Origin of the sequence: Microbacterium sp. LMI13-1-1.1 (genome assembly GCF_040815625.1) — a bacterium.
GTDB lineage: Bacteria > Actinomycetota > Actinomycetes > Actinomycetales > Microbacteriaceae > Microbacterium > Microbacterium forte.
In genome coordinates this window covers 143,506-156,874 of the sequence record NZ_JBFPNL010000008.1, presented here as the reverse complement: position 1 = coordinate 156,874, position 13,369 = coordinate 143,506, and the positions used below count along the sequence as shown (strand labels likewise).

Below are 13,369 nucleotides of genomic sequence, written 5' to 3'. Positions count from 1 at the left end.
CCCGGATGCGACGGAGGCGCCCATGACGGATCCACGAGAGGCCGCGGCGAGGTACCGCGCGCGACAGCAGAGTGAGAACGACGGCGAGGATGCCGAATCCGGCACGGCACCGGGCATCGCCGCAGCCACCGACCGGGCCGCCTTCATCGAGACGGCGATCCAGGTCGCGATCCGCAGGGGCGACTTCGACGATCTCCCCGGAGCCGGCAAGCCGCTCGAGGGTCTCGGCACGCACCACGACCCGGACTGGTGGATCCGGCGCAAGATCGAGCAGGAGAACCTGACGGGTCTCGGCCCGCCCGCCATCCTGCTGCGGACCGAGAACCGAGAGCTCGACGACCAGCTCGACCTGCTCGGTCGCGAGGTCGACGTGCGGGAGGTGCTCGAGGACTTCAACCGTCGGGTCATCGAGGCTCGACGTCAGCTGCAGGGCGGACCGCCCGTCGTGACGGAGCCTCGCGACATCGACGCCGAGGTGGCCGCGTGGGCCGAGCGTCGTGCGGCGCGCCTGGCCGCCCGGCCGACGCCGGAGCCGATCCAGCCGCGCACGCGTCGCTTCGGCATCCGTCGCCGGGGCTGAGGTCGGCGAGGACCGCCAGCCCGTTCCCGCCCGAATGTCGGAGCGACGCCTAGGCTGGTCGGCATGACCGACGTGCTTCCCTCTGGCCTTGAGACCTCCGAGTTCAGCTCCGACATCCGCCCGCAGGATGACCTGTACCGCCATGTCAACGGCGCATGGCTCGCCCGCACCGAGATCCCCGGCGACAAGGCGCGCTGGGGCTCGTTCCATCTGCTCGCCGAGCAGGCCGAGAAGGACGTCAGGGCGATCATCGAGGAGTCGCAGGATGCCGAACCGGGCACCCTCGCTCGCAAGATCGGCGACCTGTTCGCGAGCTTCATGGACACCGAGCGCATCGCCGAGGCCGGTGTCGCGCCGCTCGCCGAGACCCTCGCCGAGATCGAGGCGATCGATGACATCCCCGCGTTCCTGCGCACCGTCGGCGCCTACGACCGCGACGGTCGCGCGCACCTGATCGGGTTCTACGTCGACGGCGACCCCGGAGATCCCGAGCGCTACCTTCCGGTGATCGTGCAGTCCGGCCTGTCGCTGCCGGACGAGAGCTACTTCAGACTCGACACCTTCGCCGAGACCCGAGCGGCCTACCGCGCCCACCTCGAGCGTCTGCTGGCGCTCGCCGGTGTCGCCGATGCCGCGGGCACCGCCGACCGCTCGATCGCCCTCGAGACCGAGCTCGCGGGCCACCACTGGGACAACGTGCGCAGTCGCGACGCCGTCGCCACCTACAACCTCAAGACATGGGCCGAGATCCAGGAGCTCGCCGGTGTCGACCTCGAGCCGTGGCGCGACTCCGTCGCGCCGGCCCACCCCGAGGCCTTCGCCGAGGTGGTCGTCTCGCAGCCGAGCTTCCTCGAAGGGCTCGGATCGCTGCTCACCCCCGAGCGCCTCGACGATTGGAAGGCCTGGCTGCGCGCGCAGGTCATTCACGCCGCGGCTCCGTATCTGACCGACGACTTCGTGCAGGAGAACTTCTCGTTCTACGGCACCGAGCTGACCGGCGTCCCCTCGATCCGCGAGCGGTGGAAGCGCGGCGTCTCGGTGACCGAGGGCGCGCTGAGCGAGGCGATAGGCAAGGTGTACGTCGAGCGGCACTACCCGCCGACGGCGAAGGCGGCGATGGACGAGCTCGTCGCGAACCTCATCGAGGCCTATCGGCAGAGCATCACCGACCTCGAGTGGATGACGGCCGAGACCCGCGAGCGAGCTCTCGCCAAGCTCGACTCGTTCACGCCGAAGATCGGCCACCCCGCCGTCTGGCGCGACTATTCGAGCCTCGAGATCGACCGCGCGGACCTGTTCGGCAACGTGCGGCGAGCGGCGATCTTCGAGCACGACCGCAACGTCGCGAAGGTGGGAAAGCCGATCGACCGGGACGAGTGGCACATGCCGCCGCAGATGGTCAACGCGTACTACAACCCGTCGATGAACGAGATCGTGTTCCCGGCGGCGATCCTGCAGTATCCGTTCTTCGATGCGTCGCGTGATGCGGCTGCCAACTACGGCGGGATCGGCGCGGTCATCGGCCATGAGATCGGTCACGGATTCGACGACCAGGGCAGCCGCTACGACGGAGACGGCAAGCTCGAGGACTGGTGGACGGATGCGGATCGCACGGCGTTCGAGCAGCGCACCAAGGCACTGATCGCGCAGTACGACGAGCTCGTGCCCGAAGGCCTCGACGCCGAGCATCACGTCAACGGCGCCCTGACGATCGGTGAGAACATCGGCGACCTGGGCGGCCTCGGCATCGCGCTCAAGGCCTACGAGATCGCGCTCGGCGGAGAGGAGGCGCCGGTCATCGACGGCTACACGGGCGTGCAGCGCCTTCTTCTATCGTGGGCGCAGGTCTGGCAGCAGAAGAGCCGCGACGCCGAGACGCTGCGACTGCTCACGATCGACCCGCACTCGCCGAACGAGTTCCGCTGCAACCAGATCGTCCGCAACATCGACGCCTTCTACGAGGCGTTCGACGTCTCCGAATCCGACGCGCTGTGGCTGCCGCAGGGTTCGCGAGTGACGATCTGGTGAGTCGTTCCGCGTAGCCGATCAGGTCTCGACGGGTGCCCTGCTGTCTCCTGGATGACGATCTGATGACCGTATACCGGAGTATGTAGGGCATCCTCACCTGACGGGGTTACGATATCGGTGCTGCGGAGGATGGACACCGCAGCATCCCGCCAATCCAACCCCCCTATTAAGGATCACGCGTGGGTGCTTCCGAGCCTGCCGACGGCCCGCCACTGGCCTCGCTGCGCCGCTCTCAGCGGCCCAGCCGACGCTTGCCGCGTCGTGCGGCCTCGGGGCGTCGGTCGTTCACTTCGACCCTCCGGGCGCTCGAACAGCTCGCGGACGCGGGCGCGCAGGTGTCGGTTCACGTCGTCGATCTCGACAACCACACGCATGTCCTCTCCGGCGATGACCATGTGACCATGCCTGTCGCGGGGCTCGGGGTCGTACCGCTGCTGATCGAGGTGGCGGCAGCGTTCGATGCAGGCACCCTCGACCCGCTCGAGATCGTCGAGCGCACCGCCGTCGAGTCGGTGTCGACCTCGGGTCTCTGGCGACACCTGCATGCGCCCGCGCTGCCGCTCGAAGATCTCGCCGTGCTCGCAGCGACAGCCGGCGACCCGATCGCAGTCAACGCCCTGTTGCAGCGGGTCGGTCACGATCGCGTGCGTGAGCGCATCGAGGCCCTCGGACTCCGCCGCACAGCCCTTCTCGATCGATTCCGCGACGAGCGCGGTCCCGACGACGCGCCCCAGGTCGCCGTGGGTTCCGCGCGCGAATTCGCCGGACTCTTCTCGGCACTCGTGAACTCGCAGGTGGTGGGCGCCTCGGTGAGCGCTCAGGTGTCCGAGTGGCTCAGTCTGAACCAGGACCTGAGCCTGGTGGCCTCGTCGACGGGCCTCGATCCCTTCGCTCACGACCACGACGCCCACGGTCTGCTGTTCATCAACAAGACCGGGCGCGATCGCGGCGTGCGGGCAGAGGCGGGAGTCCTCGCCGGGCCACGCGCCGGCGTCGCCTATTCCCTGATCGTCTGCTTCGACGACCTGTCGATCACGCACCGGCTTCGTGCGCACGATGCCTTCCGCGTGCTCGGGGTCGAGCTCATGGAGTACACGCACTGAGCTCACGGGCGCCCTCGCCCCAGCGTCGCTAGCCTGGAGGCATGCCCCGCGCCGATTGGACTCCGCACCGCCGCGACGACGGAGAGCTGCTCGGATGGATCCGCCCCGACGGCGACGAGTGGGTGGCCGTCGACGTGCTGGGTCGCCCGGTCTCCGGTCCCACCGAGTGGCTCGACGCCGAGACCGCGCTCGAGGAGCGGGGGATCGGCTGGCTCGCCGATCCGTGGATGCTCGAGGGTGAAGCCGACAGGCCCCTTCGCGTGCGCATCCTCGAGGTCACTCCCGACGACGAAGGCGTTCCCGGACGCATCGTCGTGAAGATCGACGACTTCGGCGACATGGCGCGTCCGCCCGTGCAGCAGTACGTGCTCGAGTGGCCGATCCCTGCGCGGTTGCGAGCGCCGACGACGGGCGATCTCGATCCGCGCGTGCTCTGATCGCGATCCGGGCTGACGGCTAGCCCGGCAGCGACGGATGCTGCTCTGCTGCACGCTGCCGGGGGATGAACAGCGACAGCACCAGAGCGACGATCCCGGCCCCGATCGCCAGCCAGAAGCACAGATCGAACGCTGCCCGCGTGGGCACCGAGACTCCGCCGACGTCGATGCTCATGGCGGCGAGCACCCCGCCCATCACGGCGGACGCACTCGACGTGCCGATCGAGCGGAAGAGCGCGTTCAGTCCGTTCGAGGCGCCCGTCTCGTTCGCGGGCACCGATCGCATGATGATCATCGGCATGGCGGCGAACGTGAATCCGATGCCGACGCCGATCAGCAGGTTGCCGACGAGGATGTGCCAGACCTCGCTCGACCACAGCAGCACGAACACGTAGGCGAGCACGATCGCCGCAGCGCCGACGGTGAACAGCGGGCGAGGCCCGACGGTGCGCTCGAGCCAGCCAGACAGCGGCGAGATCACCATCATCACGAGACCCGCCGGCATGATCACGAGTGCGGCAGCGACCATGTCGAGTCCGAAGCCCGCACCGGAGGCGGTCGGGCCCTCGAGCAGCTGCGGGAAAGTCACGTTCGACGCGAACAGGGCGAAGCCCATGCCGATCGCGGCGATGTTGGTGAACAGCACGGCGGGGCGGGCAGCGACGCGCAGATCGAGCAGCGGATCCTTCGTGCGCAGCTGATACCACCCCCACACCAGCAGCACCCCCACGCCTCCGATGATGCATGCGAGGGTCAGCGGTGCCGTCCAGCCCCACTCCGCGCCGCGCGAGACGAACAGCAGGATGCCGGTGAGGCCGATCGCGAGTCCGACCGCGCCGATCACGTCGAGGCGCCCGGGGAACCGCAGCACATCCTCGGGGATCACCAGCAGCACGAGGGCGAGGCCGATGACGCCGAGAGCGGCCGCGAGCCAGAACAGCCAGTGCCAGTCGGCGTTCACCGCGAGCAGGGCGGCCACCGGCATCCCGATCGCACCGCCCACGCCCATCGTCGCGCTCATCAGGGCGACGGCGGTGCCCAGGCGTTCGGGCGGCAGCACGTCGCGCATGATAGCGATGCCCAGCGGGACCACACCGGTCACCGCCCCCTGCAGCGCCCGGCCGATGATCACGCCGACGATCGAGCCGGACAGCGCGGCGATCAGCGACCCGAGGATCAGCAGTCCGAGCAGGACGATCACGACGCGGCGCTTGCCGTACATGTCGCCCAGTCGGCCCGAGATCGGGGTGGCGACCGCGGCGACGAGCAGCGTGATCGTGACGACCCAGGTGGTGTCCTCGCGGGATGCGTTCAGCAGGTGAGGAAGCTCGGCCTGCAGCGGCACGACCAGTGTGAACATGAACGACGAGCACAGACCGGCGAACGCCAGCACCGCGACGATCGCCCACTTCGGTGATGTCCGGGAGAGTCTTCTGCGCGCGCGATCATCGTTCTCTCCCATCGCTTCAGGCTATCGGCGTCTGAGACACCCGAGGCGCGAGCCCGCGTGGTGCGATCGTCAGCTCACGCCCTTCATCAGTCGCAGCACCGGCTTGACGGCGAGGAGCAGTCCGAGGCCGACCACGATCGCGATGGCGCCGAGGATCGAGAAGTAGGGCACCTCGTTCTTCGGGTCGTAGAACTGCACGAGCCAGCCCGAGATCGCCGTGCCCAGCGCGATCGACAGGAAGAACAGCGCGACCATCTGGGTATGGAAGACCTTCGGGGCGAGCTTCGTGGTGACAGACAGCCCGACCGGCGAGATCAGCAGCTCGGCGACCGTGAACACGAACAGGATGCCGATGATGGCGATCAACGGGGTGGAGTTGGCGCCCCCGCCCGCGAACGGCAGGAACAGCAGGAACGCCGCCCCCATGATCATCGCGCCCAGTGCGAACTTCACCGGCGTCGAGGGCTGACGGCGGCCCAGGCGGGTCCAGATCGCCGCGAAGACACCGGACAGGATGATGATGAACACGGGATTGATCGACTGCACCCATGAGACGGGCATCTCGAATCCGAAGATGTTGCGGTCGAGGCGCTCGTCGGAGTAGACCGTGAGCACGGTGAACTGCTGCTGGTAGAGCGACCAGAAGGCGACGCTCGTGACGAAGAGGGGCAGGAACCCCCAGACGCGCGAGCGCTCGGTGCCGTCGATCCGGCGGCTGCTGAGGATGACCGCGAAGTAGGCCACCGTCGCGACGATCGTTCCGATGATCACGATGGACGCCAGGTTGTCGGCCCTGACCACGCCGACGAGCACCAGCACCGCGATGAGGGCGACGGCGGCGACCGCGACGATCGCGACGAGCGGATAGCGCGAGGAGGGCAGCGGATTGGGCACGCGTCGTGCCTCATCCGGCAGCGCCTTGCGGCCGAAGGAGTACTGCACGAGTCCGAGCGTCATGCCGATCGCGGCGAGCCCGAAGCCGTAGTGGAATCCGAGGGTCGACTGCAGGATGCCGGTGAGGATCGGACCCATGAAGGCGCCGAGGTTGATGCCGAGGTAGAACAGCGAGAATCCGGCGTCCCGACGGGTGTCGTCTGCGCTGTAGAGGGTGCCGACGACGGAGGTCGCGTTCGCCTTCAGGCCGCCCGAGCCGAGCGCGACGAGCACGAGGCCGACCCCGACGCCGATGAATCCGGGGAGAAGGGCGAGGGCGACGTGCCCTGCGACGATCACGATCGCGCTGAGGAACAGCACACGTTCCGAGCCCAGCATCCGGTCGGCGATCCAGGCACCGAGGATCGTCGAGAGGTAGACCGACCCGCCGTAGGCGCCTACGATCCCGCCGGCGACGGCCTGGGAGAGTCCGAGGCCCCCCTCGGTGACCGAGAAGTACAGGTAGATGAGCAGGATGCCCTGCATGCCGTAGAAGCTGAACCGCTCCCACATCTCGACGCCGAAGATGTGGACGAGTGCCCAGGGCTGCCCGAAGAATCGGGTGTCGGACTTCTCGGCCGTCGTGTCGCTGCTTGCCATTCCTCCACGGTACGCCCGGTCGCGACGTGGTTCCCAGCCCACTCGCACGTGTTCGATTCCGATATCTGCGACCGGAGGGGCAGACTGGGGGCGTGCGAACCATCCGTGATCTGGACACCGTTGAACTCATCATCGCCGCGCAGGGCCTGCTCGACTCCATCCGCGGCCCCGAGCGCGTGATCGACGCCGGCACTCTGCGAGCTCTTCAGCAGTCGGGCAACTACGTCGTCGGACTCTTCGATGCCGAGGACGGGGAAGAGCGGATGGTGGGTGCCTCGATCGCCTTCTTCGGCGCCCCCGGGCGCCGCGCGATGCACTCGCACATCACGGCCTTGCTGCCCGAGTACCGCGGACGCGGCTGGGGACGAGAGCTCAAAGAGCACCAGCGCCAATGGGCGTTCTCGCGGGACGTCGGTCGCATCACCTGGACGTTCGATCCGCTGGTCGCCCGCAACGCGCACTTCTTCCTCACAGTGCTCGGTGCCCGCGTGACCGGGTACTCGGTGAACCGCTACGGCATCTTCGGCGGAGGCGATGCCGGAGACGAGAGCGACCGGCTCGACGTCGAATGGGCGCTCGCCGACATCGCCAAGTCGCCGGCATCCGACGAGGTTGTGGAGACGCTGGAGATCCCGAGCGACATCGAGAGCATCCGCGTCGAGGATCCGGATGCTGCGCACGAATGGCGCACCCGTCTGCGTGCGCAGATGGAAGGTCTGCTGAGCAGCGGCCTGACGCTCTCGGGGTTCGATGTCGAGAAGGGCTACCTCTTCACGGCCTGAGGGCTCGGACCGACCTGGCCAGGGTCCTGAGGCGAACCGGTCGCGGATAAGATTGATGTGCCCGTGATCACGGGCTTTCCCGCATGCGACCATTGGAGCCACCGTGGCCGAACAGTCCCGTCTTGACAAGGTCATCGCCCTTGCCCGCCACCGCGGGTTCGTCTTCCAGGCGGGTGAGATCTACGGCGGTTCCCGGTCCGCGTGGGACTACGGGCCCCTCGGCACGGAGCTCAAAGAGAACATCCGCCGCCAGTGGTGGCAGACGTTCGTGCGCGGCCGTGGCGACATGGTCGGACTCGACTCGAGCATCATCCTGCCCAAGCGCGTGTGGGAGGCCTCTGGCCACGTCGCGACCTTCACCGACCCGCTGGTCGAGTGCCTGAGCTGCCACAAGCGCTTCCGCGCCGACACTCTGATCGAGGACTTCGAGGCGCGCAAGGGTCGCAAGGCGGAGAACGGCCTCGCCGACGTGCCGTGCCCCAACTGCGGCACCAAGGGCCAGTACACCGAGCCGAAGTCGTTCTCGGGTCTCGTGAAGACGTACCTCGGTGTGGTCGACGATGAGTCGGGCCTCTACTTCCTCCGCCCGGAGACGGCACAGGGCATCTTCGTCAACTTCTCGAACGTTCTGACGGCCAGCCGCAAGAAGCCGCCGTTCGGCATCGGCCAGGTCGGCAAGGCGTTCCGCAACGAGATCACCCCCGGCAACTTCATCTTCCGCACGCGTGAGTTCGAGCAGATGGAGATCGAGTTCTTCACGCCCCCCGCTGACGCGCAGCAGTGGTTCGAGCACTGGGTCGAGGCGTGCTGGAACTGGTTCATCGATCTCGGGATCGACCCCGAGAACATGCGTCAGTTCGACGTGCCCGAAGACGACCGCGCGCACTACTCCGCCGGCACCATCGACGTCGAGTACCGCTTCGGCTTCACAGGCAAGGAGTGGGGCGAGCTCATGGGCGTCGCCAACCGCACCGACTACGACCTGTCGAGCCACAGCGAGGCGTCCGGTCAGAGCCTCACCTACTTCGACCAGGCCACGGGCGACCGTTACACGCCGTACGTGATCGAACCGTCGTTCGGCCTCACCCGCGCCATGATGGCCTTCCTCGTCGACGCGTACCGCGAAGAGGAGGTGCCGAACGCCAAGGGCGGCACCGACGTGCGCACGGTGCTCAAGCTCGACCCGCGTCTGGCCCCGGTCAAGGCGGCCGTGCTGCCGCTGAGCCGCAACGAGCGGCTGTCGCCGCTCGCTCGCGAGGTCGCCGACACGCTGCGCAGCTCGTGGGCCGTCGACTTCGATGACGCGGGTGCGATCGGTCGCCGGTATCGCCGACAGGACGAGATCGGCACGCCGTTCTGCGTCACGATCGACTTCGACTCGCTCGACGACCGTGCCGTGACCGTGCGCGACCGCGACACCATGGCGCAGGAGCGCGTCTCGATCGACGAGCTGCACCAGTACCTGGCTGAGCGACTCAAGGGCGCGTGACGCTCGGACGATCAGAACGAGAGGCCCGCTGTCCGACAGGACGGCGGGCCTCTCGCGTCAGCCGGTGACGGTCAGCTGCACCTGATCGGTGCCGCCCGCCTCGACCCAGGCCAGCGAACGCTCGAGGATGCCGCGGAGCACGTCGAGGTCGATCTTCTCGAGGTCCTTGATGTAGAGGCATCCGACGCCCGTGCTGTGCGGGCCGAGCTTCTCGAGTGCCTCGGAGTGTGCGTCGACGCCGTCGAACAGATAGATCGTCGTAGCCGCCTTGCGGGGGGCGAAGCCGAGGAGTCCGCTGTCGCCCTCGGTGCCGGTCGGGTAGCGGTAGTGACAGCTGCCGAAGCCGATGATCGTGCCCCAGGTCTGAGGGTCGCGGCCTGTGATCTCCTGCATCAGGGCGGTCAGGGTCTCGGCATCCCGACGTCGGACCGCCGGAGTGGATCGGGCGATGAGCCCGGCGACGTCGTCGCCGGTGGGCTTCATGCCTTCGCCTTCGCCGCGGCCTTCATGGCCTTCTTGTGTTCGCGCACCTTGGTGAGCGATTCGGGCGAGACGATGTCGGCGACGCTGCGGTAGGAACCCTCGGTACCGTAGTCGCCCGCGGCCTCGCGCCACCCGGCGCCGGTGAACCCGTACTGCTTGCCGAGCAGAGCCAGGAAGATCTTCGCCTTCTGCTCGCCGAAGCCGGGGAGAGCCTTGAGTCGCTTGAGCACCTCGGCGCCCGACGGGTCGCCTTCGGTCCAGAGTGCCGAGGCGTCTCCGCCCCACTGATCGACGATCTCCTGACAGAGCGTCTGCACGCGAGTCGCCATCGAACCGGGGAACCGATGCACGGCTGGGGTCGTCTTGAACGCCTCGAGGAACTCGTCGGGGTCCATCGCCGCGATGGTGGCCGCATCGGTCGCGCCGGTGCGCTGCTCGATCTTGAGGGGTCCTGCGAACGCCGTCTCCATCGGGACCTGCTGGTCGAGCAGCATCCCGACCAGCAGTGCGAGCGGATTGTCGGTGAGCAGTGCGTCGGCGGCGGTGTCTCCGGTGATGTGAAGGGCCATGCGTCCAGTCTGGCATCCCCGATGGCGGCAGCGGGGTCAGATGCGCTGCAGCTTCGGGAGCGGACCCTCGAGGCGTGCGATGGACACTCTCACGTCGGCGACGTCGCCTTTGAGTTCGATCCTGAGTTCGGTGATCTGCGTCTCGAGTCGCGTGAACCTCTCATCGATGCTGTCGAAGCGGGTGTCCAAGTCCCCGGGATTGCTTCGCGAGCATTCTGGAGACTCCGCCGAGCACGGTCGCGGTGAACGCAAAGAGGGCGATGATGATGCCGATCACATCCGGATCCACGAGCATCCTCCCAGTCTGCGTTCGGGGAAGGGATTTGTCATGGTTCGACGATATGAAGCACGGACGATGCGTGCAGGCTTCGGAGCCGAGATCCACGGAGCCGGGGGAGAGGTCTCCGCCGAGGCTGATCGTGCAGTGAGGGTGAGGCCCTCAGGCGGTCGCGGCGTCGTCTGCGTCAGACGCCTGCGCGGGCTCGATCGGCTCGATGCCGTACATCGTCGAGAGCGCGGCGGCGAAGTCGTCTGCCCGGCCGGTGGCGGCGAGCTCGTGCGCGCGCGTGGTCGGCACGTGCAGCAGCACGCCGGTGAGGTGGCGCAGGGCCTGCTCGACCTTGCCGTCGTCGTCGCCCCTGGCGCGGGCTCGGGCGATCTCGGACTCGAGCAGTGCGAACATGTGCGACCGCAGCGCGACGACCGAGGGGGTGACGCTCTGTCGGCTGCCGACGACGTGGAAGGTGTCGGCGGCTTCGCGCACGACGGTGCGCGCGGCATCCGTCGCCTGCAGCTCCTCGAGCGGTGCGTGCAGGCTGATGGTCTCGAGGTCGAGCAGAGCCACTCCCTCGAGGGCAGCGACAGCGGGGTCGACGTTGCGCGGCATGCCGAGGTCGACGACCATCTGGTTGTGGGATGCGACGGGGCAGCCCTCGGGGGCGATTCCGGTCGGCGCCTGCAGGTGCTCGGGGGTGAGCACGGGAGCGGCCGCCGTCGTGCAGGTGATCAGCAGGCTCGATCGCGAGGCGACGCGCGCGTAGTCCTCGGCGGAGACCGGGCGGATGCCGTGCTTCGCGGCGAACTTCTCAGCGCGTCCCGAGGGCGAGTACACCGAGATGTTCACGGCTCCTCGTTCGCGCAGCGTCGCGAGGGTGACGGCTGCATAGGCGCCGGTGCCGACGAGAAGCACGCGCTCGGTCGACCAGTCGACGATGCGGCTGTCGGCGAGCTCGAGAGCGAGGCGCACGAGTGAACGACCGGCGCGGCCGAGCGCAGTGACGTTCTTGACCTTGCGCTGCGCCTGGCTGGCCCGCTGGAAGAGGCGCTCGAGCTCGGGAGAGGTCGTGCCCCCCTTGCGTGCGGACTTGAGCGCGCGACGCACCTGGCCGGCGATCTCGCCTTCGCCCGACACGACGGACTCGAGGCCGGATGCGACCGAGAAGAGGTGCTCTGCGACACGGCGGCCGGAGTGCACCTCATAGGCGCCGTCGAGTTCGGTGGCGCGGATGCCCGTGGACGCCTCGACAGCCTCGAGCACTGCCTCGACGCCGATCGCACCTGCGGCGGTGACGGGCTCGTCCATCTCGACGTAGGCCTCGAAGCGGTTGCAGGTAGCAAGAACGACCGCACCCTGCACGCAGGACGCCATGTCCACAACCGTGGAGGCGACGTCGTCGGGGGTGCGGCTCAGGCGTTCGAGCAATTCGAAGGGGGCGGTCTTGTGACTCGCCGTGACAACCAGCAGCACCTTTCGATTCTACCTGAGGCTTCATGCAGGTCGGCCCAGGGGCGGATGGGAGGATGGATGCATGCCTCTCTCCGACGCTCCGCTGCTGCGCGCCCTCACCGGCCCCCGACCTGAGCACGCCCCCGTGTGGTTCATGCGCCAGGCCGGCCGATCGCTGCCCGAGTACCGCGAGCTGCGCGTCGGAACGCGGATGCTCGACGCCTGCCTCACGCCCGACCTCGCCGCCGAGATCACTCTGCAGCCGGTGCGGCGTCACGGCGTCGATGCTGCGGTGTTCTTCAGCGACATCGTCATCCCCCTGCGACTGGCGGGCGTGGAGGTCGAGATCGAGGCCGGACGCGGTCCGGTGTTCGCGAATCCCGTGCGCACCGCGGGTGACGTCGATCGCATCACCTCCATCGATCCCCTCTCGCTCGACGGCTCCGCGATCGCCGAGGCCGTGGGCATCGTCACCGCAGAGCTCGGGGAGACCCCGCTGATCGGCTTCGCCGGCGCTCCGTTCACGCTGGCCGCCTACCTCGTCGAGGGCGGCCCGTCGAAGGAGCACCTGCGGGCCCGCGCCATGATGCACGCCGACCCCGACTCGTGGAACCGTCTCGCGGGCTGGCTGGCGCAGGTCTCGCGCCGGTTCCTCGAGATCCAGCGCGACGCGGGCGCATCCGTGGTGCAGCTGTTCGACTCGTGGGCCGGATCCCTGAGCACCGCTGACTACCGCGCGTTCGTGGCTCCGCACTCGAAGGTCGCGCTCGACGGCATCGGCGTGCCGAGCATCCACTTCGGCGTGGGCACCGGGCCCTTCCTCGATGACATGCGCCTGGGTGGCATCGCAGACGGCGTCGGCGTCGACTGGCGCCTGCCGCTCGATGAGGCCGCGGCGATCCTCGGACCCGACGTCTCGGTGCAGGGCAACATCGACCCGGCGCTGCTCTCGGCGCCGTGGTCGGTGCTCGAGACGCACGTGCGCGACGTGGTCGAGCGCGGGCGCGCGGCCAGGGGCCACATCGTCAACCTCGGACACGGCGTTCCCCCCGAGACCGACCCCGATCAGCTCACCCGCATCGTCGAACTGGTGCACTCGATCTGACAGAACCGGTCCACTCGATCTGACAGCCAGGGGCGGTTCGCTCCGACGTCATCATCTCGGACGCAGGACGCTATCTAGCATGAG

General features: G+C 68.3%; 13 protein-coding genes. 7 read left to right on the top strand and 6 right to left on the bottom strand.

Features of this window, described 5'->3' with window-relative positions:
* Positions 1-22 precede the first annotated feature (22 nt).
* The 4 genes from MRBLMI13_RS18110 to MRBLMI13_RS18095 all read left to right on the top strand — a co-directional run bounded on the left by MRBLMI13_RS18110 (position 23) and on the right by MRBLMI13_RS18095 (position 4,148).
* Positions 23-580 carry a DUF1992 domain-containing protein gene (locus MRBLMI13_RS18110; RefSeq protein ID WP_309691692.1) on the top strand — a complete coding sequence of 186 codons (558 nt, stop codon included), beginning with the start codon at positions 23-25 and terminating at the stop codon, positions 578-580.
* Positions 581-643: 63 nt separating this feature from the next.
* Positions 644-2,608 (top strand): M13 family metallopeptidase, encoded by a 1,965-nt coding sequence (locus tag MRBLMI13_RS18105; RefSeq protein WP_367824401.1) that lies wholly within the window; start codon positions 644-646, stop codon positions 2,606-2,608.
* 179 nt (positions 2,609-2,787) lie between these two features.
* Positions 2,788-3,711: a serine hydrolase gene (locus MRBLMI13_RS18100; protein WP_042541288.1), complete on the top strand. Its 924-nt coding sequence runs from the start codon at positions 2,788-2,790 to the stop codon at positions 3,709-3,711.
* Positions 3,712-3,752: 41 nt separating this feature from the next.
* Positions 3,753-4,148 carry a hypothetical protein gene (locus tag MRBLMI13_RS18095; protein WP_367824399.1) on the top strand — a complete coding sequence of 132 codons (396 nt, stop codon included), beginning with the start codon at positions 3,753-3,755 and terminating at the stop codon, positions 4,146-4,148.
* 19 nt (positions 4,149-4,167) lie between these two features.
* On the opposite strand, the gene MRBLMI13_RS18090 is transcribed toward MRBLMI13_RS18095, so the two are convergent.
* Together MRBLMI13_RS18090 and MRBLMI13_RS18085 are read right to left on the bottom strand one after the other, a co-directional pair.
* Positions 4,168-5,610, bottom strand: a complete 1,443-nt coding sequence (locus tag MRBLMI13_RS18090; protein WP_367824397.1) for an MFS transporter — start codon at positions 5,608-5,610, stop codon at positions 4,168-4,170.
* A 57-nt stretch (positions 5,611-5,667) separates the two neighbouring features.
* Positions 5,668-7,131 (bottom strand): peptide MFS transporter, encoded by a 1,464-nt coding sequence (locus MRBLMI13_RS18085; protein WP_367824395.1) that lies wholly within the window; start codon positions 7,129-7,131, stop codon positions 5,668-5,670.
* A gap of 92 nt (positions 7,132-7,223) precedes the next feature.
* On the opposite strand from MRBLMI13_RS18085, the gene MRBLMI13_RS18080 reads away from it, so the two are divergent.
* Together MRBLMI13_RS18080 and MRBLMI13_RS18075 are read left to right on the top strand one after the other, a co-directional pair.
* Positions 7,224-7,913: a GNAT family N-acetyltransferase gene (locus MRBLMI13_RS18080; RefSeq protein WP_042541296.1), complete on the top strand. Its 690-nt coding sequence runs from the start codon at positions 7,224-7,226 to the stop codon at positions 7,911-7,913.
* Between the two features lie 103 nt (positions 7,914-8,016).
* Complete coding sequence (locus MRBLMI13_RS18075; protein WP_042541298.1) at positions 8,017-9,402, top strand: glycine--tRNA ligase; 1,386 nt, start codon at positions 8,017-8,019, stop codon at positions 9,400-9,402.
* Positions 9,403-9,459: 57 nt separating this feature from the next.
* On the opposite strand, the gene MRBLMI13_RS18070 is transcribed toward MRBLMI13_RS18075, so the two are convergent.
* From MRBLMI13_RS18070 to MRBLMI13_RS18055, 4 genes are all read right to left on the bottom strand, one after another.
* Positions 9,460-9,885, bottom strand: coding sequence for a DUF1801 domain-containing protein (locus MRBLMI13_RS18070; protein ID WP_042541300.1), 426 nt, complete (start codon positions 9,883-9,885; stop codon positions 9,460-9,462).
* Positions 9,882-10,454: an HhH-GPD-type base excision DNA repair protein gene (locus MRBLMI13_RS18065; RefSeq protein WP_079113687.1), complete on the bottom strand. Its 573-nt coding sequence runs from the start codon at positions 10,452-10,454 to the stop codon at positions 9,882-9,884. The genes MRBLMI13_RS18070 and MRBLMI13_RS18065 overlap by 4 nt, the downstream gene beginning before the upstream one ends.
* Before the next feature lie 36 nt (positions 10,455-10,490).
* Complete coding sequence (locus MRBLMI13_RS18060; RefSeq protein WP_367824392.1) at positions 10,491-10,643, bottom strand: hypothetical protein; 153 nt, start codon at positions 10,641-10,643, stop codon at positions 10,491-10,493.
* Between the two features lie 250 nt (positions 10,644-10,893).
* The gene (locus MRBLMI13_RS18055) at positions 10,894-12,201 is read right to left on the bottom strand and encodes a glutamyl-tRNA reductase (RefSeq protein WP_367824390.1); all 1,308 of its coding nucleotides are present in this window, start codon (positions 12,199-12,201) and stop codon (positions 10,894-10,896) included.
* Positions 12,202-12,262: 61 nt separating this feature from the next.
* On the opposite strand from MRBLMI13_RS18055, the gene hemE reads away from it, so the two are divergent.
* On the top strand, positions 12,263-13,285 hold the full coding sequence (gene hemE, locus MRBLMI13_RS18050; RefSeq protein WP_079113684.1) for a uroporphyrinogen decarboxylase: 1,023 nt from the start codon (positions 12,263-12,265) through the stop codon (positions 13,283-13,285).
* Positions 13,286-13,369: the final 84 nt, after the last annotated feature.

Excerpts from the sequence above, each read along its gene's own strand:
- MRBLMI13_RS18085 (WP_367824395.1), bottom strand. The coding sequence starts at position 7,131 with ATGGCAAGCAGCGACACGACGGCCGAGAAGTCCGACACCCGATTCTTC.
- MRBLMI13_RS18090 (WP_367824397.1), bottom strand. The coding sequence starts at position 5,610 with ATGGGAGAGAACGATGATCGCGCGCGCAGAAGACTCTCCCGGACATCA.
- hemE (WP_079113684.1), top strand. The coding sequence starts at position 12,263 with ATGCCTCTCTCCGACGCTCCGCTGCTGCGCGCCCTCACCGGCCCCCGA.
- MRBLMI13_RS18110 (WP_309691692.1), top strand. The coding sequence starts at position 23 with ATGACGGATCCACGAGAGGCCGCGGCGAGGTACCGCGCGCGACAGCAG.
- MRBLMI13_RS18065 (WP_079113687.1), bottom strand. The coding sequence starts at position 10,454 with ATGGCCCTTCACATCACCGGAGACACCGCCGCCGACGCACTGCTCACC.
- MRBLMI13_RS18070 (WP_042541300.1), bottom strand. The coding sequence starts at position 9,885 with ATGAAGCCCACCGGCGACGACGTCGCCGGGCTCATCGCCCGATCCACT.
- MRBLMI13_RS18105 (WP_367824401.1), top strand. The coding sequence starts at position 644 with ATGACCGACGTGCTTCCCTCTGGCCTTGAGACCTCCGAGTTCAGCTCC.
- MRBLMI13_RS18095 (WP_367824399.1), top strand. The coding sequence starts at position 3,753 with ATGCCCCGCGCCGATTGGACTCCGCACCGCCGCGACGACGGAGAGCTG.